Here is a 23,452-nt window from a genome sequence, read left to right on the forward strand (position 1 = left end):
CATCCGAATCACCCACCGGGGGTCCGAAGATCAGACCGGGGGAGGAGGGGAATGGTCCTACGGGGGTACGGAGCCCCGGAGCCCCGGAGCCCCCGTGTCCCGCAGCCCCGGATCAGATCACCTGGTGGGAGGCGTGGCGTTACGCGTTCGAGGTGCCCCGGTCGTCCGGCCCGGTGCCCGAGGCCGAGGTCCCGGCCGACTCCTCGGCGGCGGCCGCCGCGGCCCGCTTGATCGCCGCGTCCCGCCCCCGTACGTACCAGATGCCGATCAGGCCGAGCCCCGCGCCGGCCAGGCAGGTCCACACCCACCACGCGTACCCGTGGTCGTCGAGCCAGCCGTAGAACGGGAGCTGGACCAGGAAGAGGACGAACCAGAGGATCGTGCCGCCCGTGATGGTGGCGACAACGGGCCCCTCCAGGGGCTCGGGTGCCTCGTGCTTCGGTGTCCACTTCGCCATGACCTCAGTGTATGGGGCTCCCCGCGACCCCCTCCCGTACCCCGTAATGGCGGCATACATAAAGGCTGCCGACCCAGGTGGCCCAGGGGTCTACGCGCGGAGATAGCGATCTTCGCCTTATGTATTCATACTGAATCTGCTTGCGACTGTCTCGAATTATTCGTATGAACGTCCAAAGCTGACCACTTTTGAACCCCCCTACGTACGACTGAGGTCCTACATGTCCCCCTCGGCCACCGCTTCGGTCGATTCCACGCAGTCCTCGGGCCCTCAGCCGCACAACGGCCTGGATCGCTTCTTCAAGATCTCCGAGCGGGGGTCGTCGGTCGCGCGCGAGATCCGCGGCGGATTCGCCACGTTCTTTGCAATGGCGTACATCATCGTGCTGAACCCGATCATTCTCGGCAGCGCGAAGGACATGTACGGGCACCAGCTCGACAGTGGCCAGCTGGTCACCGCGACCGTGCTGACCGCCGCGTTCTCCACGCTCCTGATGGGCGTCATCGGCAACGTGCCGATCGCGCTGGCCGCCGGCCTCGGCGTCAACACCGTCGTGGCCCTCCAGCTCGCCCCCAGGATGAGCTGGCCGGACGCCATGGGCATGGTCGTCCTCGCGGGCATCGTGGTCATGCTGCTGGTCGCGACCGGGTTGCGCGAACGCGTGATGCACGCCGTACCGAAGTCGCTCCGCAAGGGCATCGCGATCGGTATCGGTCTCTTCATCCTGCTGATCGGCCTGGTCGACTCGGGCTTCGTCTCCCGCATCCCGGACGCCGCGCACACCACCGTGCCGCTCCAGCTCGGCAGCAATGGTCACCTCACCGGCTGGCCGGTCCTCGTCTTCGTCATCGGCGCGCTGCTCACCCTCGCGCTGCTCGTCCGCAAGGTGCCGGGCGCCATCCTGATCTCGATCGTCGCGATGACGGTCGTCGCGCTGATCATCGACGCGGTCGCCGATCTGCCGGGCGAGGCATGGGGCCTGACCGTCCCGAAGTGGCCGGGCAACCCGGTCGCCACCCCGGACTTCGGTCTGATCGGTCACGTCAGTCTGTTCGGCGGCTTCAGCAAGGTCGGTGTGCTCACCGGCATCCTGTTCGTCTTCACCGTGCTGCTGTCCTGCTTCTTCGACGCGATGGGCACCATCCTCGGTGTCGGCGACGAGGCGAAGCTGACCGACAAGGACGGCAACTTCCCCGGCATCAACAAGGTGCTGTTCGTCGACGGCATCGCGGTCGCCGCGGGCGGCGCGACCTCCGCCTCCGCGGGCACCTGCTTCGTGGAGTCCACGGCGGGTGTCGGCGAGGGTGCCCGCACGGGCCTCGCGAGCATCGTGACGGGCGTGCTGTTCACGGTGGCGCTGTTCCTGACGCCGCTGGCGACCATGGTCCCGTCGCAGGCGGCCACCCCGGCGCTGCTGGCGGTCGGCTTCCTGATCATCTCGGGTTCGGTGCGGGACATCGACTGGAGCGACTACACGCTCGCCATCCCGGCCTTCCTGGCCATGCTGATGATGCCGTTCACGTACTCGATCACCAACGGCATCGGCATCGGCTTCATCGCCTTCTCCGTGCTGCGGGTCGTGGCCGGGCGCTGGCGCGAGGTGCCGGTGGCCATGTACGTGGTGTCCGCGGTCTTCGTCTTCTACTATGCGATGCCGGCCCTCGGCCTCACGTCGTGACCGCTGCCGTCCTGATCCGCGCGGTCCCGAGGCTCACGTGACCTCTTCCGCCCTGATCCCCGCGGTCTCTTCCGACCCGTAGAACTTCTCCGTCTCGTCGACGGCCGCCTTGAAGCGCTCGTCGAAGTCATCGCGAATGAGCGTCCGGACCACATAGTCCTGGACGCTCATTCCGCGTTTGGCGGCATGCTGCCGGAGCCGGTCGAGCAGCTCACCGTCTATCCGCAGGCTGAGCACAGTCGATCCCATGGCAAGCAGGGTTACGGCCCAGGAGGTCGGTTCGCGTCACTTTCCGGATTCGACTCACTCGTTCGGGTGATCGATTGAGCAGTCTGCCCCTCGCGCGTGTAACACGAATGGTCTTTAGGGTAGGTAATGAGGTACCCTAATAAACATGCCTGACCTGATCCACGACGGCGACAGTGCGGCCGCCGTGAGCTCCCTCCGCTCAGCCGTGATGCTGCTCGGCCGACGCCTGAAGCACCAGCGCGTCGACGAGTCACTGAGCCCCACCGAGATGTCGGTGCTCGGCACGCTCGCCCGCTGCGGCTCGGCCACGCCGGGTGAGCTGGCCCGCAAGGAGCATGTACAGCCTCCGTCGATGACACGCATCGTCGCGCTGCTGGAAGCGAAGGGGCTGGTCAGACTGGAACCGCACCCCGATGACCGTCGCCAGAAGGTGGTCAGCCAGACCGAGCGGGCGGAAGCCATGCTCGAAGAGAGCCGCTCCAAGCGGAACGCCTGGCTGGCCACCCTCGCCGAGGGCCTGGACGAGGACGAGTGGGAGACGCTGCGCAAGGCGGCGCCCGTGCTGGAGAAGCTCGCCCACCTGTAGCGGGTCGGCCGCGCCCGGACCACCGGCGCGCCGCCCGCACCTTCGTCAGTCAGCGACTCGTACGCCCGAGGAGGCGAACCCTTTTGAGTACGGGATCCGGAGCAGACTCCGCCCCCGCACCGACTTCCACCCACGAGAGCAAGCCCGGCGGGACCTTCTCGTCGCTGAAGATCCGCAACTACCGCCTGTTCGCCACGGGCGCGGTGATCTCCAACACCGGTACCTGGATGTCCCGCATCACGCAGGACTGGCTCGTCCTGAGTCTCACCGGATCCGCCACCGCCGTCGGCATCACCACGGCCCTCCAGTTCCTCCCGATGCTTCTCTTCGGCCTGTACGGCGGCGTCATCGCCGACCGACTCCCGAAGCGGAAGCTCCTTCTCGTCAGCCAGGCGGCGCTCGGCCTGTGCGGGATCGCCCTCGCGGTGCTCACGCTCTCCGGTGTCGTCCAGGTGTGGCACGTCTACCTCATAGCGTTCCTGCTCGGCATGGTGACGGTCGTGGACAACCCGGCCCGCCAGTCGTTCGTCTCCGAGATGGTCGGCCCTGCCCAGCTGCGGAACGCGGTCAGCCTCAACTCTGCGAACTTCCAGTCCGCCCGCCTCATCGGCCCCGCCGTCGCCGGTGTCCTGATCACCACGGTCGGCAGCGGCTGGGCCTTCATGTTCAACGGCCTGTCCTTCGCCGCCCCGCTCGTCGGCCTGATGCTGATGCGCACGAGCGAGCTGCACAAGGCCACCGTCGTACCCCGCGCCAAGGGCCAGCTGCGCGAGGGCCTGCGCTACGTCTCCGGCCGCCCCGAGCTCATCTGGCCGATCGTCCTGGTCGGCTTCGTCGGCACGTTCGGGTTCAACTTCCCGATCTGGCTCACGGCCTTCGCGGACGAGATCTTCCACGGCGGCGCCGGGATGTACTCGTTCTTCAACATCCTCATGGCGGCCGGCTCCCTCGCGGGCGCCCTGCTCGCCGCCCGCCGCCGCTCCTCGCGGCTGCGGATGCTGGTGGCCGCGGGCACCGCGTTCGGACTGCTGGAGATCATCGCCGCCCTGTCGCCGTCAGTCTGGCTCTTCGCGATCCTGCTGGTTCCGATCGGCATGATCGGCCTGACGACCAACATCAGCGCGAACACGAGCGTCCAGATGGCCGCCGACCCGGCCATGCGCGGCCGCGTCATGAGCCTGTACATGATGGTCTTCGCCGGGGGTACGCCGGTGGGCGCCCCGATCGTCGGCTGGATCAGCGACGCCTACGGGGTCCGTACGGGCATGGCGGTCGGCGGTGCGCTCTCGCTGGTCGCAGCGGTCGGCGTCGGCCTCGTGCTGGCCCGCGTCGGCGGCCTCCGCCTCCGCGTCGACCTCCGCCCGGGGCGCCCGCACGTGCGGTTCGTCCCGCGCGAGGAACTGGCCACGGCGGCCTGAGGGCCGCCCGCAAAGCACGTGCCACGGGCCCCGACCGGTGTCTGCCGGCCGGGGCCCGTGTCGCGTACGGGGGACGTGTCAGTCGCGGGGGAACTCGCCCGTCTCCAGGGTGAGGCCCACAAGGGTCGCGGTGAGGTCGATCGGGGTGCCGAAGTCGAGGCTCAGCACGCTGCGGTACTCATCGTCCTTCGGGAGTGTGTGGAGGTGCCACGTGCCGGTGTACGGGTCGACGATGACGTACACGGGTACGCCGGCCGTGGCGTACGTGGCCTTCTTCGACCCGTAGTCGTTGGCGGCGGTGTCCTTGGAGATCACCTCGGCCACGAACTCGATGTCCTGGTAGCGCCAGCGGCCCTTGGAGTCTTTGGTGGCGTCCTCGGCCAGGGCGACGACATCGGAAGCGAAGCCGTTGAGACGGCCCGGGAAGTCGATGCGCACATCGGACTTCAGCCGCTGTCGCGGGTACCTGGCACGCAGTTGCTCGACGATGTCGAAGATGACCTCCCAGTGGGTGTCCCGCTGCGGCGACATGTAGATGTTCCCCTCGACGATCTCGACCTTGAATCCCTCGGGGGTGGGCTCAAGCCACTCGAACATCATGTCCAGAGTGCGCTCGTCGCTGCTGTCGGCCATCTCGATCCTGTCGGTCTCTACGACGGTCATCGTGCCGCTCCTCCCCGCTGCCGCAAGGGCGCGGGCAGCCGCGTAGTACAACGATACGCACGGAGACGAAGACACGCCGTTACGGTGCGACACTCGGCCCATGAGCAGTCTCAGACTCTTTGTCGCCGTTCTGCCGCCCGACCACGCCCTCCAGGAACTGCGCCGTGCCGTCGACCCGCTGCGCGCGCTTCCCGGGGCCGGGAGACTGCGCTGGACCGGGGAGCCGGGGTGGCACTTCACGCTCGCGTTCCTCGGGGCCGTGGACGAGGAGCTGCTGCCCGAGCTGCGGGTGCGCCTCGCACGGGCGGCCCACCGCACCGAGCCCTTCCCGCTGCGCCTCCACAGTGGCGGCCGGTTCGGTGGGCGGGTGCTGTGGGTCGGGGCCGCGGGCGAACTCGACACGCTGCGGCTCCTCGCCGAACGCGCCGACGCGGCCGCCCGCCGCTCCGGCGTCCCGATGGAAGAGCACCGCCACTACAGCGCGCACCTCACCCTCGCCCGCAGCCGCACCGAGACCGACCTGCGCCCCTACGTCACAGCCCTCGAAGGTTTCGAGGGCACCCCGTGGGAGGTCGGCGAGGTCGCCCTCGTGCGCAGCAACCTGCCGGTCACCGGGGTGGCCGGGGAGCGGCCGCGGTACGAGGTGATCGGATCCTGGTCGCTGGGCCACTGAGACCGCCGGTTACGCTCGAAGGGTGGATCCGAAGACCAGAAACCGCATCATGGCGGCCGTGCTCGTGCTGATGTTCGTCGTCGTCGCCGTGGCAGCCGCCGTGGGTCAGTGACGGCCGGCGTCAGCGGCCGTGCCGCAGACGCCCGATCTGTCGGCGCAGGCGCCGCAGCGGCCCTAGGCCCGTCGGACCCCGAGGGCCAGGGCCGTCTGCTCGGCGAACGCCTCCGGGTTGTCCAGCATGATGTTGTGCCCGCACTCCGGGACCGCCACGACCCGCACCCCGTTCTCGATCAGCGATTCCTCGCCGGGCAGCGGTCCGTTGTCCAGGGGGCGCAGATACGTACGCGGAATCTTCAGGTTCAGAAGTAGCTCGCGCATCGTCGGCGTCGTCCCGCGGGCGAGATGCACCGCACTGCGGTGCAGCGCCTCGGGTCCCGCGAGGCGCATGGTCGCCCACCAGTGGGGCCCCACCCGGTCGCGTACTTCCTCCAGGCCGCCGGCCAGGAACTCCTCCTCCGTGTACCGGGCGAGGCCGCTGCTGCGCGGCCGAGTCGGGTCGGGGGCGACCGGGTCCAGATTGGCGTCGACCAGCACCAGCCGGGCCACCAGGTGCGGGTGGCGTGCCGCGAGCACGATGGCCACCGCGCCGCCCATGCTGTGTGCGACCACGTCGGAGTCGTACGCGTCGGCCGCCTTCAGCGCCGCCGCCACCGCGTCGGCGTGCTCTTCCTACGACGTGGACATCAGCGACGAGAACCGCTGGTTCACCGTCCTCGCCTTCCTCCGCCATCTGGGGGCCCCGGCCGAGCAGGCGCAGGTGCTGCGGCGTCGGCTCGCGTTCCTGGAGGAGCCGAGCAGCTTCTTCTACGAGGGCGAGCAGCCGCTCGGCGCCGAGGCGTTCGAGGACCCGTTCCGGCGGGGTCTGCTGCGAATCGCCCGTGCGACCAGCCAGGCGGAGCTGAGCTGGCTCGGGGAGACGCTCAAGGAACTCGAAGCGTCGCTCTGACGCGGACACACAACGGGCCGCCGTCGCCCTCGCCCCCGATGACGCGGGGACGGGGCGGCGGCGGCCCGTACATATCGGACGGACGGCCCGTCAGGCCATCCGCCTGACCATCCGTCGGATCACTGTCACCAGGCGAACGCCTCCGGCGACGGACCCGGACCCGGGAAGATCTCGTCCAGCGACGCCAGCAGCTCCGCGGAGAGTTCCAGCTCCAGCGCCCGCAGCGCCGAGTCCAACTGCTCCTGGTTGCGCGGTCCGACGATCGGCCCCGTCACCCCCGGCTGCGCCAGGAGCCACGCCAGGCCGACCTCGCCCGGCTCCAGGCCGTGCTTGTCGAGCAGGTCCTCGTACGCCTGGATCTTCTCGCGCTGCGCCGAGTTCTTCAGCGCGTCCGCACTGCGCCCGGAGGCCGAGCGCCCGGCTGTTCCCTCGCGCTCCTTCTTCAGTACGCCGCCCAGCAGGCCGCCGTGCAGCGGGGACCACGGGATGACGCCGAGGCCGTACTCCTGAGCGGCCGGGATGACCTCCATCTCGGCGCGGCGCTCGATCAGGTTGTAGATGCACTGCTCACTGACCAGGCCCAGCGAGCCGCGCCGGGCGGCCAGTTCATTGGCCTGGGCGATCTTGTAACCGGCGAAGTTCGACGAGCCCGCGTAGAGGATCTTGCCCTGCTGGATCAGGACGTCGATCGCCTGCCAGATCTCCTCGAAGGGGGTGTTCCGGTCGACGTGGTGGAACTGGTAGAGGTCGATGTGGTCCGTCTGGAGCCGCTTCAGCGACGCTTCGACCGAGCGCCGGATGTTCACGGCGGAGAGCTTGTCGTGGTTCGGCCAGGCCTCGCCGTCGGCGGCCATGTTCCCGTACATCTTGGTGGCCAGGACCACCTTGTCGCGGCGGTCGCCGCCCTGGGCGAACCAGGTGCCGATGATCTCCTCGGTGCGGCCCTTGTTCTCGCCCCAGCCGTACACATTGGCCGTGTCGAAGAAATTCAGGCCGGTGTCCAGCGCCGAGTCCATGATGGCGTGGCTGTCGACCTCATTGGTCTGCGGGCCGAAGTTCATGGTGCCGAGGACGAGACGGCTGACTTTGAGTCCGGTGCGTCCGAGCTGCGTGTACTCCATGGGCACCAAGCCAACGCCTTCGAGTCCGCTCGAAGCAAGAGCGACCCGGAACGCGCACTGCCCCCGGCACGGTGCCGGGGGCAGTGCGTCACGCGAATGTCTCGCGGGAGCGGCTACGTCACTTCAGGTAGACGATTCCGTCGGTGGTGATCGTCGGCCGGCCGGAGGTGGCCACGACGACGATTTTGACGGTGTGCTTGGCGCTGCTGGTCCAGCTCTTCGTCCACAGCGCGTCGCGGTACTTGGTGGTGCTGGACTTCAGGTCCACCGTGGACACCTTGACCCCGTCCACATAGACGTACACCTGGCCGGAGCTGGTGGCCCGCGAGGCCACCAGGGCGACCGAGCGGCCGGTGAACGTCCAGCTCAGGCTCGCGCCCTTGGACGAGCTGGAGTACGACTTGCCGCCGAGGTAGCTGGTCGAGGACTTCGTCGTCCAGGTGCCGGTCTTCGTCGCCGAGCTCTCCTGGACGATGACCGGTGTGCCGGAGACCGATGCGGTGCCGGTGTTGCCCGCCCGGTCGTACGCGGTCATGGACCAGTTGGTCGCGACGCCCGACTTCGCGGTGTGCGAGGCGCTGGTGGTCGTCGGGCCGTAGGTCTTGGCGACCGGGGCGGTGAGCCTGACCTCCTTGAGCGAGGCGGCGTCGGTGGCCTTCCACTTCAGGGTGAGCGGTACGGCCGTGGTGTTCACCGTGCCGGTGCGCAGCGCCAGGTTGGGCTTGGTGGAGAAGGAGGGCGCCGTCTGGTCGGCGACGACGGTGGCCGCTGTGGACGTGGTGGTCTTGCCCGACTGGTGGGTGGCGCGGACCTGGACCTGGTGGGAGCCGACGGCGAGCGTGGCCTTGGCGGAGGTCGCGGTGCCCGCGGTGGTCGCGACGACCTTGCCGTCCACCAGCAGCTCGTACTTGGAGATGAACGCGCTCGGGGTGCTCGCCGACCAGCCCACGGTGACCGCGGACTTGGTGTAGTACGTCGTGCCCGAGAGCCCGGCGCCGGTCACCGACTTGATGGCCAGTCCGGTGACGGGGCCCGCGGCGAGGCTGCGGATCGCGGGCAGCTGCCCGTACAGCTTGGTGCCGGGGCACTCGGTCGCGAAGCCGTCGCGGTGCCCGGATATCTGCTTGAAGGAGTACTTCGTACCGGCGGTGAACTTGGTGCCGGCGAGGTTGTTGCCGGTGGCGCCTGCGGTGAGCATGGTGCTGCCCGCCGGGTCACCCTTGTACTGGCCGAGCTTCCACGCGGCTATCCGGGCCACCGAGGTGGTCACCGCGCTGGGGGCCGAGGTGGTCGTGTACGTACCGAGGACCGAGATACCGGTCGACTCCCGGTTGAAGCCGTAGGTGTGCGCGCCGAGGACCGGCCGGTCCACCCCGCCCTTACGGCCCTCGAAGATCGTTCCGCACTTGTCGACCAGGAAGTTGTAGCCGATGTCCTTCCAGCCGTTGCTCTTGACGTGGTACGCGTACACGCTGCGCACCATCGCCGCCGAGTCGGCGCACGAGTAGTTGTTGGTTCCCGCGGTGTGGTGGACGAAGACGGCCTTGATGCCGTCCAGGTACTCCGGCGCCTCCGGGCTCATCGACTCGTTGGCGCCCCAGCCCGCCCGCGAGGTGATGGGCGGTTTCGGCACGGTCGACGGCGGCACGGGCGGCAGGGTCTCGGCCGGGGACGCACTCGCGGACGGCGAAGGGCTCTGACTCGCCGGGGGAGTGGGCTCCTGTGTGGCCGGTTCGGACGGGGTGGGCGACGCCGGTTCGGACGGCGTGGTCTCGGCGGGCGGTTCCGTGCTGTCGCTGGGCGCGGGCGACTCGGGGGTGACGGAGTCCGTCGCGTCGGCGGAGGGCGTGGCCGAGGGGTCGTCCGGGGCGGGGAGGTCGGCGGCGAACGCGGCCGGGTCGGCGTCGAGGGTGCCGCTGCGGCCCGGGTCCACGGTGTCCAGCCGCAGCCCCGCGGGCAGCTTCGTGGAGACCTTGCCGCCCGCGTTGATCCGTACCTCGACCCCGTTGGACGGGCCGACCCAGCGCGGCTCGGTGCTTCCTCGTACGCCGGCCCGGCCGGTCTCCGTACGGCCGTCGATGTCGGTTTCGAGCGGCAGCCAGGACGTCCAGTTCCCGTTGGCGGCGGACCGGGTCCGTACCTCGACGGCCCCGGTGACCTTGACTGCCGGGTCGGTCCAGGTGATGCCCAGCATGCTGAACGGCGCGGTGTCCCGCTTGCCGAGGGAGGCGGACGTGCCGTCGCCGGCGACCTCGAGCGCGGTCGCCCGCACATCGGTCTTGGCCGGGCCGGACTTGGCGTCCGAGTCGACCGGGGAGCTGCCCGTCACGCCCTCGAATACCAGGACGCCCGCCAGGGCGGAGGTGGCCACGGCAGCCGTGACCCAGATTCTCTTCTTCGATCTCAAGTCGTACCCCAAGGATCGCATTCGGACTGTCTTTGCGTCAGGGGCTGCGGCAGGCGACAGCACCGGTCGTCACCGGACTAGTGGGGGGTACGAGTGCTAGCGCGCGCGTGCAGCGGAGACACAGCTTGCCATGTGCCGATGACATCCTGCCTACGCGGGTGGCATCGAGCCGGTCCGGGGAGCGCGGGGTGCCAGGATCCAGCCGAGTCCCAGGGCGGTGACGAGCCAGACCGCGCAGCCCAGGGGCCGTGCGGATCCCGACGGCCCAGGCCAGACTTCGGAGAGCTCGGGAAGGTCCGGGCACCGGCTCTCCAGGACGGCGCCCGGTGTCCCCGTACGCCGCTACCGGTTCCCGATTCGCCGGTACGTCAGGGACGGTCCGGCCGGCTCCGGACCGCGAACCGGTCCAGCGCCGCCAGCACCGCCCGGCTCGTCGCCGGACCGCCCAGATGCCCCGCACCGCCGATCACGGTCAGTTCCGCGTCCGGCCACGCCTTCGTCAGCTCCCACGCGGTGATCAGCGGCCCGCCCAGGTCGAACCGCCCGTGCACCAGCACGCCCGGAATCCCCGCCAGCCGCCCCGCGTCCCGGATCAGCTGCCCCTCCTCCAGCCAGGCACCCCGGGAGAAGTAGTGCGAGCAGATCCGTACCAGCGCCTGCCGTGCCCGGCCGGGGCGCCCGCTGTACGGCGGCGGTCCGGTGTACGTCTCCTGGGAGAGCACCGCGTCCTCCCAGGCGCACCAGTCGGCCGTCGCCTGCTCCCGTACACCGGCGTCGGGGCTCTCCATCCGCCGGGCGTACGCGGCGAGGACGTCCGCCGTCGCGTCGCTCCCGGCCTCCGGCACACCCGCCCGGAACAGGTCCCATGCCTCGGGGAAGATCTGTCCGGCGCCCCGGTACAGCCAGTCGATCTCGCTGCGCCGGGTCGTCGTGACCGCCGGAATCACGATCTCGGAGACCCGCTCGGGGTGCTGCTCGGCGTACGCGAGGATCAGCGTCGAGCCCCAGGAACCGCCGTACAGCAGCCAGTAGTCGATCCCGAGGTGGCGGCGCAGCCGCTCCATGTCGGCGATCAGCCGGTCGGTCGTGTTGAACCGCATGTCGGTGGCCGGGTCGCTCGCGTGCGGGGTGGAGCGGCCGCAGCCCCGCTGGTCGAAGAGGACGATGCGGTAGCGGTCCGGGTCGAAGTACTGCCGGGGCCGCTCGGTGCACCCCGAGCCGGGACCGCCGTGCACGACGAGTGCCGGTTTGCCGTCCGGATTGCCGCACACCTCCCAGTACACGAGGTTGCCTTCCCCGACATCGAGCATGCCGTGCTCGTACGGTTCGATCGGCGGGTACTTCTCGTCGGGCTCGCGGTCCATGGCGCGGCGGCTCCTTCGGCTCGGCGGGCAAAGGGGTCAGCGTAGGGGCGGGCGTAGCCTGTTCGTTGTGAATTCCGTACCCCGGGTACTGGCCGTACTCGACGAACTGCTGGCCGCCGCCGCCCACGACGACCGCGGCGCGCTGTGGCAACTGGCCGAGCAGGGCCGGGAGTTGGACGCCAATCTGGTGCGTCTTTTGCCGGGCGCGGAGGTCGGTGAGCATCAGGAGGACGTCCTGGACGTCCTCCTCGTCGTCATCGCGGGCGGCGGCCGGATCGCCGCCGGGGCCGGCGACGTACTGAACCTGACCCCGACCTCCGTCGTCTGGCTGCCCCGCACCTCCCGCCGCGCCCTCGTCGCGGGACCGGAGGGACTGGCGTACGTGACGGTCCACCGCCGCCGCCCCGGCCTGTCCATCAAGCCGTCGGCCGCGGTGCCCCCGGTGGCGTACGAGGGCGGCGAGGCGCCCTGCATGCTGGACCGGGTCTGCCCCGAGTGCGGCCGGCTCTCGCAGGACCCGGAGCCGGTGTTCTGCAGCCGGTGCGGGGAGCGGTTCCCGGACCGCTGAACATCCGGCCCGGCTGCACGCCGCCGCGTGGAGCCCCGGCTTCCCGGATCCTTCCGTGCGGACAAAATGCGCAGGGACATTACCTCGCGTACAGAGCTAAAATGGGCATATGGCGGCGGGTGATCTCCCCGATGAGCTCGCCGGACTCCTGCCCCGCATACAGAGGCTCGCCCGGCGACGCCTGTGGAGTGGCACGGGTGCCCCCCGGCTGCGCGGGGCGCACGCCGAGCTGCTGCGGCTGGTGGCCGCCGAGCCCGGCATCCGGGTCTCGATGGCCGCACGCAGCCTCTGTCTCGCGGCCAACTCGGTCAGCACCCTGGTGAACCACCTGGTCGCCGAAGGGCTGCTGCGCCGCGAGAAGGACCCCTGGGACGGGCGCGCCGCGCTGTTGTATCCCACCCCGGCGGGGGTCGGGAAGCTGCGCGACTGGCGCGCCCGTCGCGAGGCGCTCTTCCGCGAACACCTGGCCCGGCTCGGCGCGGACGACCGGGCGGCGCTCGCCGCCGCGCTCCCGGCCCTGCGCGGACTCGCCGAGTCCCTGCGTGAAGGGGACCCACTGCGCGAGGGGGACTCCCTGCGCGAGGGGGACCCACTGCGCGAAGGGGATGAGATCGCGTGACCACGGCAACCGACCCGGCCACGGCCCCCGCCCTCAACTGCACCGGCCTGAGCTACAGCTTCGGCGACGCGAAAGCCGTCGACGGCCTGGACCTGCTGGTCGGCCAGGGGGAGGTGTTCGGTCTCCTCGGGCCCAACGGCGCGGGCAAGACCACCACGATGCGCGCGATCACCACACTCCTGCCCGTACCGCCCGGTGTCATCGAGGTCTTCGGCCACGACGCGGCCCGGCACAAGATGGCCGTCCGGCGCCTGCTCGGCTACGTACCGCAGCAGCTGTCGGCCGACGCGAACCTCACCGGCCGGGAGAACGTCCAGCTCTTCGCCCGCGTCTTCGACGTGCCCCGCCGCCAGCGCGCCGCGCGGGTCTCCCAGGCGCTGGACGCGGTCGGCCTCGGCGAGGTCGCGAACCGGCTCGCCGCCACGTACTCCGGCGGCATGGTCCGCCGCCTCGAACTCGCGCAGGCCCTGGTCAGCGCGCCCCGGCTGATGATCCTGGACGAGCCGACCATCGGCCTCGACCCGATCGCACGGGACAGCGTCTGGGACCGCATCACCGAGATCCGGGTCGGCACCGGCATGACCGTGCTGGTCACCACGCACTCCATGGACGAGGCCGACCAGCGCTGCGACCGGCTCGCGCTGATGCACCTCGGCAGACTCCGCGCGCTCGGTACGCCCGCCGAGCTGAAGAACGAACTCGTCGCCCACCGCCGGAAATCCGGCGGGACGGGTCTTCCGCCGCCGTCCCTGGAGGACGTCTTCCGCTACCACTCCGGAAGTGGACTGAACGACCCCGGCTGGGGTTCCGATGAAGGGAAAGGAGCGTTCCGAGATGTCCGCCGTACCCGTCGCACCGCATCCCGCCTCGGCTGAGACCGGCCCGCCCGACCAGCGCTTCGCGCTGCTGCTGACCCCGCCGCCGCCTCGCACCGCCTGGCGCGTCGTACCGGCGCGAGTGGCCGCGATGTGCGCCGTCGAACTCCAGAAGCTGCGCCACGACCGCACCGAGATCTACACCCGCGCCGTCCAGCCCGCCCTCTGGCTGCTGATCTTCGGCGTGACCTTCTCCCGCATCCACGCCATCCCCACCGGGGGCGTCCCCTATCTCGACTTCCTCGCGCCCGGCATCATCGCCCAGTCGGCCATGTTCATCGCGATCTTCTACGGCATCATGATCATCTGGGAGCGGGACTCCGGCGTCCTCACCAAACTCATGGTCACCCCCACGCCCCGCACCGCCCTGGTGACGGGCAAGGCGTTCGCCGCCGGGGTGAAAGCGGTGATCCAGGCCGCTGTCGTCATCGTGATCGCCGCCCTGCTGGGTGTAGGCATGACGTGGAACCCGCTGCGGCTGCTCGGTGTCGTGCTGGTGGTCGTGCTCGCCTCGGCGTTCTTCTCCTGCCTGTCGATGTCGATCGCCGGGATCGTCCTCACCCGCGACCGGCTGATGGGCATCGGCCAGGCCATCACGATGCCGCTCTTCTTCGCCTCGAACGCGCTCTACCCGGTCGCCCTGATGCCCGGCTGGCTCCAGGCCGTCAGCAGGGTGAACCCGCTGAGTTACGAGGTCGATGCCCTGCGCGGGCTGCTCATCGGCACCCAGGCCCACCTCGGCCTCGACCTCGCGGTCCTCGCCTTCGCGGCAGTGGTCGGCATCGTCGCCGCCGGTTCGCTGCTGGGGCGCCTGGCCCGCTGAGCACTGCTGTTCCGGCGGGTACGCACCCGAGGGGGCGCGAAACACCGCCGGAGCCGGGCCACATGGCGTGGTGTCAGAGGCGATGGACCGTGTGCAGAGTCCTGGCGTAGGTGCCCGTACCGTCCAGCAGGGAGGCACCGCCGAGGTCGGCCATGGTGGGCCCGTTGACGGTCTTGCGGCTGGAGAGGAAGCGGCGCTTGCCGGCGGCGTCCTCGCCCAGGTAGATGCCGACGTGATCGACGGTGACCGTCGAGCTGTCGTCGCCGGAGTCGGCGTTGAACAGCACCAGGTCACCGGGTTGGAGCAGCGCCGCGGCGGGCGGATTGGTGCCGTCGGTCCGGTCGACGCGCACACCGGGCGAGTAGTCGGCCATGTGCCGGGACTTGCGGGGAATCCGCAGTCGGGAGGTGTCCTCGCCCGCGGCCAGCGGCACGCCTACGTGGTACCCGTACACCATGCGCGTGTAGCCGGAGCAGTCGAGATTGCCGACCTGCTTGCTGGACGGCCCGGTGTAGGCGCCGTCGTCGAAGGTCCAGCCGATGTTCATGTACTCGTGGAAGTCGGCGCCCTCATAGCGGTAGCCCTGAGGATCCAGGTACCCGTACCCGGCCTCGCCCAGCACCTGTTTGCCTTGGGCCGGCCCCGCCCCGGCCGTCACCGCGGGCGCCCCGCCGAGGAACATCGCGGCGTACGCGAGCACGTCCGGAGCCGTGGAACCGGCCCAGCCGCGTATGTTCCGCTCCACCTCATCGGTCCACGTACCGTCGAAGGGCCGGGACAGCACACGCACCCAGTCGCCATGAGTGACACTCGGCGGGACGTTCCAGTTCGCGGCATCCACCTGGAAGCGACTGACGGCGAGCTTGACCGGCAGGTTGGTGCAGCCGGTGTTGGCCAGTGCCCGCAGGCCCACCCGGCCCTTGGTGAAGGTGGAGTCGCTGACGTCGACGGCCCACGCGGAAGGTTCTGCCGACGCCGAACGCCACGCCTTGACCTGGATGCGGGAGCCCTCACGGCGCACCCGGATCGTCCATTCGGTGCCCGCGGGCACGCCCGTGGCGAGTGTCAGGGACGACGTCAGCTGGGTGACCGTGTCGGCGACCTCCTTCTCGACGCGCAGTTCGACCGCGCCCGTGGTGAGGAAGGAGAGCCGGGCCCGGTAGTTGTTGTGGGTGTCCTGATAACCGAAGGACAGCGCGTACGAGCACGCCTGACCGGTGGGCACCTTGTCGAACCCGGCCACGGAGCGCACATCGGCGTCGGTGATCTCGTCGTCGCGCAGGCTGGCGTGGCGGCTGGCGTTCTCGGTGGTCAGGGTGATGACGCCGGTACCCGGCACCACCGAGTAGTCGGTGTCGGCGGGCCCGAGCGTGGACCAGCTGCCGCCGCCCGGGGAAGTGCCCCAGTACCGCCGCTCCGCGGTCGGCAGCGACAGGTCCGGCAGCGTGCGCCGGAAGTCGTCCACGAAGGGCCGCTTGTTCTCGCTGAACGTACGCTGCGGACCAGGCAGTACGACAGTCCGCGCGCCGTGGGTCAGCAGCGCGACGCGCCTGCCGCCGGAGGTGACCTCGGTACGGGCCGGGGTCCCCGGCAGCACGGCGGCGGTGAGTGGGGTGCCCAGCGTCACGGAGGTGAAGTAGGAGGCGTCCAGCGGGGGCATCGTCACGGAGAAACGAGCCGAGGCCGGACCGGCCGACGCCGCGAAAGGCTGCACGGATACGGCCGAGTCGGCGGCGCGCGCCGGAGCGGTGGCCAGGCCGGTGAGCGGGACGGAGGCGGCGGAGGCAGCGAGGGCGGTCAGCAGACTGCGCCGAGATGCGTTAACCATGCGGCACATGATCGCGTGTGCCGCGCCCGCTGTCTGCTCCGCCCTACTGCGCCGCGTACGGAAGGAAGTCGGCCCAGGCGGCGGGGGCGAGGGCGGGGACGCTGAGGTCCTTGGAGTCGCGGACGTGGATGGTGTGGGGGCAGGTGGCGACTTCTACGCAGTTGCCGCTGTCGTCGCCGCTGTAGCTGGACTTGGCCCAGGCGACGGCGATCTCGACGCAGTTGCCGCCTTCGCTGCCGCTGTAGCTGCTCTTGAACCAGGTGAGGTCGCTGCTCATACTTCCTCTGCCGCCTCTTCGATCACCTTCGCGGACGCTTCCGGGCTGAGTGCCTGCGTGCGGTGCCTTCGTGTCGTCCTACGACGACCGGCACCGGCACCGGCGTTGCGGAACAGGGCCGTCCAGAGGAACGGCTCACCGAAGTACGGGGACTCGGACGGTTCGTCGTGCATGCGGCGCAGTTCGATCTCCGTCAGGTCGGCGAAGATCCGGCGCAACGACTCCGGCGTGTAGGCCAGGCCACCGTGGAGGCCGCCGGGCTGTTCGTAGAAGGAGGCGTCGGGGAGTTCGGAGCCCATGCCTCCTTCGCCGGCCGCGAAGCAGGAGAGGGCGAAGTGGCCGCCGGGGGCGAGGGCGTTGTCGAGGAGGCCGAGGTAGCTGACGCGACGGTGCGGCGGCAGGTGGTGGAAGCAGCCGGAGTCGTAGATCAGGTCGTACGGGCCGGTCAGCTCCGCCCCCACGAGAGCGAACGCGTCGCCGCAGTGGAACCGTACGTCGGCCCCCGCCTCCCGCGCGCGGTCCTCGGCCCAGGCGATGGCCGCCGGGGACAGGTCCACCGCGTCGACCTCGAACCCCAGCGACGCGAGGTGGAGGGCGTTACGGCCCGGGCCGCAGCCCAGATCCAGGGCGCGCCCCGGGGGGATCAGGCCGCGGTCCAGGTACGAGGCGAGGCTCTCGTCGGGCTTCGCCACGAAGAACGGAACCGGCTTCGTCCGGTCCGCGTAGAAGCTGTCCCACCAGGGTGCCCCGTCGGCCGTCCAGCGGTCCGCCTCCCGTGCGAACAGGCCGTCCAGAAGCCTGAGCACGTCGTCCACCGTGTGCATGTCGCGGTCCATGAGCCCCCCTTTCCCGGAGGGTGAAATCGTAGATCTGCTCGGCTCCGGAGCACAGTTCCGCACGCGCCGACGGCGGTCGCCGGAGGCCGTGGGTGGGCGTCTGGCGCCCCCGCGTGGGGGTGCCTGCATCCCCCCTCGCGTCTGGGCTTTTCGAGATCACGAATACCCGTAAAGCGGCGGGAAGGAGGTTGTTCCGGCTCCTCCGTGGTCTGTTTCTTTCGCGACGTTCCGAGTTCCGCCGGTGCGCCGGGCCCGGGCCGGGGCCGAGGAGTTGACGCCCTGGTAGCAACGGTTCGATGGGCATTCGGACTTGATCGACGCGTCACCCTGCGCGTGGTCGAGCGCGTGGCGGACACCCCACCGGCCGGGCAGAGCGTGGAGAGTGGGGGCAGCGGTACGGACGACGAAGGAGGACCGATAGTGGGTGTCGTGGCGAACCAGCGGAACCGGGTGCCCGGACAGGCCATGGAGGGGCCGGGGGCGCGGGACCGACTCCTGCGCGCCGGGCGCCAGTTGTTCGCCGCGTACGGGTACGCGCACACGAGCGTCGAGGCGCTGTGCGAGCAGGCGAAGGTGCCCGTCCACATCTTCCGGCAGGAGTTCGTCTCACGGGAGGTGCTCCTGATGGCGATCTACGACGAGGTGGCGACCCACGGGCTGCGCGCCGCCGAGAACGCCCTGATGGCCGAGGGGATGGAGGACTGTCCGACGGCGGAACGGGTCCGGCTGCTCTTCGACGCCTATGTGAAGGCCGTCACCGAGGATCCGTGCGCGGCCAGAGTGGCGTTCGTCGAGGTGCTGGGCGTGAGCAGAGCGGTGGAGAACCACCTCGCGACCTGGCGGGCGATGTGGATCGAGTTCCTGACCTCCGAGGCCGAGCGGGCCGTGCGACGGGGCGAGGCGGTGCCGAGCGACCACACCGTGACGGTCACGGTGCTGAACCACTCGGTGGACGAACTCATGGCCCACCACGGCCGCCGGCCCCGGCAGGTCGACGCCGAATGGCTGACCGATGAGCTGACCCGGCTCTCGCTGGCCATGATCCTGCCGTCCTGACACGCCCCGTTGCCGCAACGGCAAAGCCGGACGGCGAATAATGGGGCAATGGAAGAAGACGGACAGCGCCCGGCGCACGTCGAGCGAACGGACGACGAGATCTCGACCGTCCTGACCGGCGTCGGGCCGAGGCTGCGCACCCTGCGCCAGGAGCGCGGCACGACGCTGGCGCAGCTCAGCGAGACGACCGGGATCTCCCTCAGCACCCTCTCCCGTCTGGAGTCGGGCGGCCGTAAACCCACGCTCGAACTGCTGCTGCCGCTGGCGAAGGCGTACGGGGTGCAGTTGGACGAACTCGTCGGCGCCCCGGCCACCGGCGACCCGCGCATCCACTTCCGCCCCTTCACCCGGGACGGCATGACCTTCGTGCCCCTGACCCGGCAGCTCGGCGGGCTGCAGGCGTACAAGCAGATCCTGCCCGGCGGGCGCGGGGCCACGGGTCCGCTGGAGCAGCGGGTGCACGAGGGATACGAGTGGGTGTACGTCCTGGCGGGGCGGCTGCGGCTGGTGCTGGGGGAGCACGATCTGGTGCTGGCCGCCGGTGAGGTCGCCGAGTTCGACACGCGTACGCCGCACGCGTGGGCCAGCGCCGGGCCCGACCCGGTCGAATTCCTCAGTCTGTTCGGGCGGCAGGGCGAGCGGATGCATGTGAGGGCCCGGCCTGCGGAGCGGTGAGGTGCCGCATGCCGTTGCCCGGTCTGTCGCGGCCGGTCAGGGACGGGCCGTGTACGGGCCGCCCAGGCCCCACGCCTGGTGCATCGCGTCGGCGAACGCGGCCGCGAGTCTGTGTTCGCCGGTGGGGCCGGGGTGCGTCCCGTCGTAGGTGTCCCGGTGGATGTCGTATCCCGGTGGGCGGGAGGCCAGCAGGATCGGTGACATCGGGTCGTCGAGGTCGGCGACGGCCTTCGCCAGGAGTTCGTTGAAGCGGTCGCACTCGGCGGCGAACGGGGCGTCCGACTCGGCCCGTACGTTCGGTATCACGGGCAGGAGCACCATCTTGACGTGCGGGTTCGCGGCGCGGGCCGCCGTGATGAACGCCCTTGCGTTCAGGGCTGTTTGGCCACTGTCCGTGTAGAACCCGAGGTCTATCAGGCCGAGCGAGACGAGCAGGACGTCCGTACGGTGCTCGGTGACCGTGTCGGCGATCACCGGGGCCATGTGCAGCCAGCCCTCGCCCCAGCCGGCCAGATGGGCGCGGGCCTCGGCGGGGAAGTCCGGTGCGCCGTACTCGTAACCGCCGGGGGTGTCCGCCCCGGTGTCGTACAGCTCGCTGCGCGGGCCGACGATCGCGAACGGGGCGCCGAGGGTGGCAGACAGGTGCTGCCACATCCGGTAGCGCCAGGTGAAGTCGCCGGCGCGGCCGATCGTCATGGAATCGCCGACAAACGTGAAACGCATGGCGTCATCATCGCGGATCACGCCTGCGACCTGCGACGTGACGGTGGACACTTGCGTCATGCCTTCGTACCTGACTGTGTCCGGAGCCGTCGCGCTGCTCCTCCTCGCCGGGGCGGCTCCGGCCGTGGCCGGAGACGGGGCCGATCAGAGCTTCACGATCGAGGACCCCCGGATCACCGAGTCCAGCGGCCTCGCGGCGAGCCGCGCCCACCCCGGCGTCTACTGGACGCACAACGACAGCGACGACGGCCCGTACGTCTACGCCGTCGACTCCCGCACCGGGAAGACCGTCGCGACGATCACGATGCGCGGGGTGGGTCGGCCGCGTGACGTGGAGGCCATCTCGCTCGGGCCCGACGGCGATCTGTACGTCGGTGACATCGGCGACAACCTGAACGGCAGCTGGGACCACGTCTGGATCTACCGCTTCCCGGAACCGAAGCAGCTGCGGGACGCGACGGTCGACGCCACACAGTTCGACGTGAAGTACGCGGACGGCCCGCGCAACGCCGAGGCGCTGATGGTCCACCCCACGACCGGGCGGGTCTACATCACGTCGAAGAACGAGGACGGCGGCGGACTGTACGAGGGCCCCGCGAAGCTCACCACCGGCGCCACCAACGTCTTCCGGCGGGTGGGGGAGGTGCCGTGGGTGACGGACGGGACGTTCTCGCCGGACGGCAAGGAGCTGGTGCTGCGCTCGTACTTCAGCGCCCGTGGGTACGTCTTCGAGAACGGCAGGCTCGGCGCCGACCACGTGATCAGCGCACCGCTGCAGCGGCAGGCCGAGTCGGTGACGTACACGGCGGACGGCTCGGCCCTGATGTTCGGCTCGGAGGGGAAGCGGAGCGATGTGGTGCGGGTGGACGTGGACGGAGCCGGAGGCGGAGGCGGGGGCGGGGGCGGGGGCGCCGGGAAGTCGCCGTCCCCGGGCGGCGAATCGTCGGCGTCGTCCGCCGGGGCGAAGGACGGGGACGCGAAGGGGACGACCCTGACCGGTGTGCTGGTGCTCGCGGGGATCGGCGTCCTGGTGTTCATGGGACGGCGACGGAAGGGCAACTGACGTTCCGGTCCGCCACGGCGCGCATAGGGTCGGGCAGATATGAAGAACCGAATGATTCCCGGACCCGGACCCGCGCCCTTCGCCACCGCCCGGCTGGACGCGCTGCCGCTGCGGGTCGGGTACGCGGACGAGATGGCGGCCGTGCTCGACGACCCGGCCCTGCACACGTACACCGGAGGCGCCCCGGAAACCCCCGGCGAGCTGCTGGCCCGCTACGAACGCTGGACCGCAGGTTCGCCGGACCCCGGTGTGGGCTGGTGGAACTGGGTGCTGCGGGTACGGGACGAGGGCCGGCTGGCCGGTTACGTACAGGCGACGGTGAACGCGCGTGACGCGGAGGCGGAGATCGCCTGGGTGGTCGGAACGCGGTGGCAGGGGTGGGGATACGCGAAGGAGGCGGCGGTGGGGCTGGTGGCTCATCTGACGGCACTGCGGCTGGTGCGTACCGTCGTCGCCCACGTCCATCCGGACCATGCCGCCTCCGCCGCCGTGGCCGCCGCGGCAGGGCTCGTGCCGACGGAGGAGTGGTACGACGGTGAGCAGCGCTGGCAGCGCTGCTCAGTGGCCTGACGCCGGACCCGCAGTGATCAGCTCCGGGGGCGGCCGGCCCGGACCAACTCGGCGACATCGAGGGTCACCGGGGCGCCGATCGAATCGGGCAGCGTGACCGTCTGCCCCGGGGCGTACACCTGGTGGCTTTCGTAGCCGCCGCCCATGGGCTCGGTCAGGACATGGACCCGGCCGTGCTTGCGGTCGACGATCACATACACCGGGATCTTTGCCTCGGCGTAGGCGGCGACCTTGTTGCGCAGGTCGTTGTTGTAGTTGCTGGAGGTGACCTCCAGCACGAGGCGGAAGACGGCGGGGTCGTAGCAGTTGTTCTCCGCCAGGTGCTCGTCGAGATCGGCATCGACGATCGCCAGGTCGGGGATGGCGTAGTCCTCGGGGCCACTGGGCAGCCACAGGCCGACTCCCTGGAGGACCTCGGTCTCACCGTCGTCGAGACCGGCTGCGATGAAAGGACGCATGATCTTGGTCAGCACTCGGGCGTGCGGGGCATCCGGGGACGGGGCCACGGTGATGACGCCTCCGATGATCTCGACGCGGTAACCCGGGTGCTGTTCCATGAGGCTGTTGGCCGTTTCGAGCAGCGACTCCGGCTCACCGTCACAGGGGTGCTCGACTGCTGCTGCAGACATTGCGGGCCTCCTGAAAATGTGATGTCGAGGCCATCATCGTAGGACGATACGGCCGCCCGTGCCCGAACGGTTCCGTCACCCCGCCGAGTGAACGACGAAGGGCCCCGCGCATCAGCGCGGGGCCCTTCTCGTACGGGTACTCGTTACAGCTTCTCGATCACGTAGTCGACGCAGGCCGTCAGTGCTTGGATGTCCGACGGGTCGATCGCCGGGAACATCGCCACGCGCAGCTGGTTGCGGCCCAGCTTGCGGTACGGCTCGGTGTCGACGATGCCGTTGGCGCGCAGCACCTTGGCGACGGCCGAGGCGTCGATCTCGTCCGCGAAGTCGATCGTGCCGATCACCTGCGAGCGCTTCGCCGGGTCGGTGACGAACGGGGTCGCGTACTTGGACTCCTCCGCCCAGCCGTACAGGTTCCGCGCCGAGGCGGCCGTGCGGCCGGTGGTGAAGTCCAGACCGCCCTGGGTGTTCATCCAGGTCAGCTGCTCGTTCAGGAGGAACAGCGTGGCCAGGGCCGGGGTGTTGTACGTCTGGTTCTTCAGGGAGTTGTCGATCGCCGTGGGCAGGCTGAAGAACTCCGGGATGTGGCGGCCCGACGCGTGGACGCGCGCGGCGCGTTCCAGGGCGGCCGGGGAGAAGACGCCGATCCAGAGCCCGCCGTCGGAGGCGAAGGACTTCTGCGGGGCGAAGTAGTAGACGTCCGACTCGGTGATGTCGACCGGCAGGCCGCCCGCGCCGGAGGTGGCGTCCACCAGGACCAGGGAGCCCTCGTCGGCGCCCGCGACGCGCTTGACCGGCGCGGCGACACCGGTCGAGGTCTCGTTGTGCGTGAACGCGTAGACGTCCACGCCCGCCTCGGCGCTCGGCTCCGGGTGGGTGCCCGGGTCGGAGGCGATCACGGTCGGGTCGGCCAGCCACGGGGCGAGCTTGGCGGCCTTCGCGAACTTCGACGAGAACTCGCCGAAGGTGAGGTGCTGGGACTTCGTCTCGATGAGGCCGTGCGTCGCGATGTCCCAGAAGGCGGTGGAGCCGCCGTTGCCCAGGATCACCTCGTATCCCTCGGGGAGGGAGAAGAGGTCGCGCACGCCCTGACGCACCGCGCCGACCAGGTTCTTGACCGGGGCCTGGCGGTGGGACGTACCGAGAAGAGACGTACCGGTGGCGGCCAGTGCGTCGAGCGCCTCCGTCCGCACCTTGGAAGGACCGGCGCCGAAGCGTCCGTCGGCGGGCTTGATGTCAGCGGGGATCTGGATATCGGCCACGAACCGGAGCGTAGTACCTCACGGAC

The 23,452-nt window shown here is 70.2% G+C and carries 24 protein-coding genes and 2 pseudogenes; 13 read left to right on the forward strand and 13 right to left on the reverse strand.

The window, feature by feature from the left end; translation table 11 throughout:
- Window positions 1-139: 139 nt before the first annotated feature.
- Complete coding sequence (locus OH735_RS20995) at window positions 140-457, reverse strand: DUF2530 domain-containing protein (protein WP_406383048.1); 318 nt, start codon at window positions 455-457, stop codon at window positions 140-142.
- A 220-nt stretch (window positions 458-677) separates the two neighbouring features.
- Here OH735_RS20995 and OH735_RS21000 point away from each other — a divergent pair, with 220 nt between their 5' ends.
- Window positions 678-2,135: an NCS2 family permease gene (locus OH735_RS21000; RefSeq protein ID WP_406383049.1), complete on the forward strand. Its 1,458-nt coding sequence runs from the start codon at window positions 678-680 to the stop codon at window positions 2,133-2,135.
- Window positions 2,136-2,168: 33 nt separating this feature from the next.
- Here the strand turns inward: OH735_RS21000 and OH735_RS21005 are convergent, their stop codons facing one another.
- A complete protein-coding gene (locus OH735_RS21005; RefSeq protein WP_406383050.1) occupies window positions 2,169-2,384 on the reverse strand; it encodes a ribbon-helix-helix protein, CopG family in 216 nt (71 codons plus the stop codon).
- Between the two features lie 145 nt (window positions 2,385-2,529).
- Here OH735_RS21005 and OH735_RS21010 point away from each other — a divergent pair, with 145 nt between their 5' ends.
- Both OH735_RS21010 and OH735_RS21015 read left to right on the forward strand, forming a co-directional pair.
- The gene (locus OH735_RS21010) at window positions 2,530-2,970 is read left to right on the forward strand and encodes a MarR family winged helix-turn-helix transcriptional regulator (protein WP_406383051.1); all 441 of its coding nucleotides are present in this window, start codon (window positions 2,530-2,532) and stop codon (window positions 2,968-2,970) included.
- 83 nt (window positions 2,971-3,053) lie between these two features.
- The gene (locus tag OH735_RS21015; protein ID WP_406383052.1) at window positions 3,054-4,388 is read left to right on the forward strand and encodes an MFS transporter; all 1,335 of its coding nucleotides are present in this window, start codon (window positions 3,054-3,056) and stop codon (window positions 4,386-4,388) included.
- A 78-nt stretch (window positions 4,389-4,466) separates the two neighbouring features.
- Here OH735_RS21015 and OH735_RS21020 read toward each other — a convergent pair whose 3' ends face one another.
- Window positions 4,467-5,051, reverse strand: a complete 585-nt coding sequence (locus OH735_RS21020; protein WP_406383053.1) for a Uma2 family endonuclease — start codon at window positions 5,049-5,051, stop codon at window positions 4,467-4,469.
- Window positions 5,052-5,151: 100 nt separating this feature from the next.
- On the opposite strand from OH735_RS21020, the gene thpR reads away from it, so the two are divergent.
- Complete coding sequence (thpR, locus tag OH735_RS21025) at window positions 5,152-5,724, forward strand: RNA 2',3'-cyclic phosphodiesterase (protein ID WP_406383054.1); 573 nt, start codon at window positions 5,152-5,154, stop codon at window positions 5,722-5,724.
- A gap of 174 nt (window positions 5,725-5,898) precedes the next feature.
- On the opposite strand, the pseudogene OH735_RS21030 reads toward thpR, so the two are convergent.
- Window positions 5,899-6,453: pseudogene (locus OH735_RS21030) on the reverse strand (alpha/beta fold hydrolase); the annotation flags it as partial.
- 10 nt (window positions 6,454-6,463) lie between these two features.
- On the opposite strand from OH735_RS21030, the pseudogene OH735_RS21035 reads away from it, so the two are divergent.
- Window positions 6,464-6,730 (forward strand): annotated as a pseudogene (locus OH735_RS21035) (PadR family transcriptional regulator); the annotation flags it as partial.
- 125 nt (window positions 6,731-6,855) lie between these two features.
- Here the strand turns inward: OH735_RS21035 and OH735_RS21040 are convergent.
- From OH735_RS21040 to pip, 3 genes are all read right to left on the reverse strand, one after another.
- Window positions 6,856-7,851: an aldo/keto reductase gene (locus tag OH735_RS21040; protein WP_406383055.1), complete on the reverse strand. Its 996-nt coding sequence runs from the start codon at window positions 7,849-7,851 to the stop codon at window positions 6,856-6,858.
- A 118-nt stretch (window positions 7,852-7,969) separates the two neighbouring features.
- Window positions 7,970-10,258 carry an N-acetylmuramoyl-L-alanine amidase gene (locus OH735_RS21045; RefSeq protein WP_406383056.1) on the reverse strand — a complete coding sequence of 763 codons (2,289 nt, stop codon included), beginning with the start codon at window positions 10,256-10,258 and terminating at the stop codon, window positions 7,970-7,972.
- Window positions 10,259-10,626: 368 nt separating this feature from the next.
- Window positions 10,627-11,622 carry a prolyl aminopeptidase gene (gene pip, locus OH735_RS21050; RefSeq protein ID WP_406383057.1) on the reverse strand — a complete coding sequence of 332 codons (996 nt, stop codon included), beginning with the start codon at window positions 11,620-11,622 and terminating at the stop codon, window positions 10,627-10,629.
- Window positions 11,623-11,689: 67 nt separating this feature from the next.
- On the opposite strand from pip, the gene OH735_RS21055 reads away from it, so the two are divergent.
- The 4 genes from OH735_RS21055 (at window position 11,690) to OH735_RS21070 (ending at window position 14,507) form a co-directional block, all read left to right on the forward strand.
- The gene (locus tag OH735_RS21055; protein ID WP_406383058.1) at window positions 11,690-12,190 is read left to right on the forward strand and encodes a hypothetical protein; all 501 of its coding nucleotides are present in this window, start codon (window positions 11,690-11,692) and stop codon (window positions 12,188-12,190) included.
- Between the two features lie 109 nt (window positions 12,191-12,299).
- Window positions 12,300-12,809, forward strand: coding sequence for a MarR family winged helix-turn-helix transcriptional regulator (locus OH735_RS21060; protein WP_406383059.1), 510 nt, complete (start codon window positions 12,300-12,302; stop codon window positions 12,807-12,809).
- Complete coding sequence (locus OH735_RS21065; protein WP_406383060.1) at window positions 12,806-13,684, forward strand: ABC transporter ATP-binding protein; 879 nt, start codon at window positions 12,806-12,808, stop codon at window positions 13,682-13,684. The genes OH735_RS21060 and OH735_RS21065 overlap by 4 nt, the downstream gene beginning before the upstream one ends.
- Window positions 13,644-14,507, forward strand: coding sequence for an ABC transporter permease (locus tag OH735_RS21070; RefSeq protein ID WP_406383061.1), 864 nt, complete (start codon window positions 13,644-13,646; stop codon window positions 14,505-14,507). The genes OH735_RS21065 and OH735_RS21070 overlap by 41 nt, the downstream gene beginning before the upstream one ends.
- Window positions 14,508-14,580: 73 nt before the next feature.
- On the opposite strand, the gene OH735_RS21075 is transcribed toward OH735_RS21070, so the two are convergent.
- Genes OH735_RS21075 through OH735_RS21085 form a run of 3 tightly spaced genes read right to left on the reverse strand, consistent with a single transcriptional unit; the run spans window position 14,581 to window position 17,448 of the window.
- Complete coding sequence (locus tag OH735_RS21075; protein WP_406383062.1) at window positions 14,581-16,335, reverse strand: NlpC/P60 family protein; 1,755 nt, start codon at window positions 16,333-16,335, stop codon at window positions 14,581-14,583.
- Window positions 16,336-16,378: 43 nt separating this feature from the next.
- Window positions 16,379-16,612: a DUF397 domain-containing protein gene (locus OH735_RS21080; RefSeq protein ID WP_406383063.1), complete on the reverse strand. Its 234-nt coding sequence runs from the start codon at window positions 16,610-16,612 to the stop codon at window positions 16,379-16,381.
- Window positions 16,609-17,448, reverse strand: coding sequence for a class I SAM-dependent methyltransferase (locus OH735_RS21085; RefSeq protein WP_406383064.1), 840 nt, complete (start codon window positions 17,446-17,448; stop codon window positions 16,609-16,611). The genes OH735_RS21080 and OH735_RS21085 overlap by 4 nt, the downstream gene beginning before the upstream one ends.
- A gap of 465 nt (window positions 17,449-17,913) precedes the next feature.
- Here OH735_RS21085 and OH735_RS21090 point away from each other — a divergent pair, with 465 nt between their 5' ends.
- Together OH735_RS21090 and OH735_RS21095 are read left to right on the forward strand one after the other, a co-directional pair.
- Window positions 17,914-18,504 carry a TetR/AcrR family transcriptional regulator gene (locus OH735_RS21090; RefSeq protein ID WP_406386663.1) on the forward strand — a complete coding sequence of 197 codons (591 nt, stop codon included), beginning with the start codon at window positions 17,914-17,916 and terminating at the stop codon, window positions 18,502-18,504.
- Window positions 18,505-18,552: 48 nt separating this feature from the next.
- Window positions 18,553-19,179: a helix-turn-helix domain-containing protein gene (locus OH735_RS21095; RefSeq protein ID WP_406383065.1), complete on the forward strand. Its 627-nt coding sequence runs from the start codon at window positions 18,553-18,555 to the stop codon at window positions 19,177-19,179.
- Window positions 19,180-19,215: 36 nt separating this feature from the next.
- On the opposite strand, the gene OH735_RS21100 is transcribed toward OH735_RS21095, so the two are convergent.
- On the reverse strand, window positions 19,216-19,902 hold the full coding sequence (locus tag OH735_RS21100; RefSeq protein ID WP_406383066.1) for a GDSL-type esterase/lipase family protein: 687 nt from the start codon (window positions 19,900-19,902) through the stop codon (window positions 19,216-19,218).
- A gap of 58 nt (window positions 19,903-19,960) precedes the next feature.
- On the opposite strand from OH735_RS21100, the gene OH735_RS21105 reads away from it, so the two are divergent.
- Window positions 19,961-20,965 (forward strand): WD40 repeat domain-containing protein, encoded by a 1,005-nt coding sequence (locus tag OH735_RS21105; protein WP_406383067.1) that lies wholly within the window; start codon window positions 19,961-19,963, stop codon window positions 20,963-20,965.
- A gap of 51 nt (window positions 20,966-21,016) precedes the next feature.
- Window positions 21,017-21,535 carry a GNAT family N-acetyltransferase gene (locus OH735_RS21110; RefSeq protein WP_406383068.1) on the forward strand — a complete coding sequence of 173 codons (519 nt, stop codon included), beginning with the start codon at window positions 21,017-21,019 and terminating at the stop codon, window positions 21,533-21,535.
- 17 nt (window positions 21,536-21,552) lie between these two features.
- On the opposite strand, the gene OH735_RS21115 is transcribed toward OH735_RS21110, so the two are convergent.
- Window positions 21,553-22,164, reverse strand: a complete 612-nt coding sequence (locus tag OH735_RS21115) for a Uma2 family endonuclease (RefSeq protein WP_406383069.1) — start codon at window positions 22,162-22,164, stop codon at window positions 21,553-21,555.
- 143 nt (window positions 22,165-22,307) lie between these two features.
- Window positions 22,308-23,426, reverse strand: coding sequence for a phosphoserine transaminase (gene serC, locus OH735_RS21120; protein WP_406383070.1), 1,119 nt, complete (start codon window positions 23,424-23,426; stop codon window positions 22,308-22,310).
- Window positions 23,427-23,452: the final 26 nt, after the last annotated feature.

Origin of the sequence: Streptomyces sp. NBC_01618 (genome assembly GCF_045209435.1) — a bacterium.
Lineage (GTDB): Bacteria > Actinomycetota > Actinomycetes > Streptomycetales > Streptomycetaceae > Streptomyces.